This window comes from Gluconobacter sp. Gdi, from assembly GCF_014132155.1.
Classification (GTDB): Bacteria; Pseudomonadota; Alphaproteobacteria; order Acetobacterales; family Acetobacteraceae; genus Gluconobacter.
Genome location: NZ_BLJQ01000058.1, coordinates 1 through 652 on the forward strand (window position 1 = coordinate 1; position 652 = coordinate 652).

Annotated in this window: 1 pseudogene; it reads left to right on the forward strand. The window is 63.8% G+C overall.

Features of this window, described 5'->3' with window-relative positions:
- Positions 1-652: pseudogene (locus tag JN414_RS16435) on the forward strand (hypothetical protein); the annotation flags it as partial.

Genomic DNA, 652 nt, shown 5'->3' on the forward strand with positions numbered 1-652 from the left:
GCTCGATCGCAGCATGACCGTCTCGACCTATGGCGGCACGGGCCGTCTGGATGGGGACAGCAACGTGGCCGGCCGCAACAGGCCGCGTCTGCGGGGAACGGCCTGCAATGTCACGCCCGTTCTGATCGATGCCACGAATTACGTTTACCAGGTCAGTGACGGTCCGGTAGACATCACCGCCCTTTACGAGGGCGGCTATGCGGATGGCATCACGTTTGCGGCGGATGTCGAGGACATTTATGCCGTCTCTCCACCGGCTGGCACCTGGAGCCGTCAGGTCCAGCCAAACGGGACATGGATCCGTCTGGGCTCGCGGCCGGTCTATCAGATCACGCTCGATGCCTTCGGGCATTTTCCATCCGGTGCAGCCCCTGGCACTGTGCTGGACATCCTGCGACAGATGCTGATCGAGGACATTCCCGTGCCACACGGCACGATCGATGCGTCCTGGCCTGTGACCTCTGATCTCGCGCCCTGGTCGGCCGGCTGGTACTGGGATGGCAGCAGCTCCGAAACGGGCACGACCATCACACAGACCCTGCTGTCCGGGCTTGGCCTCACTCTGGTGTCCACGCGGCGGGGCACATTGCGTCCCGTTCGCTTGCAGATCCCGGATCCGGACACGGTGCCGGTTCTCAGTCTGACGCCCGAT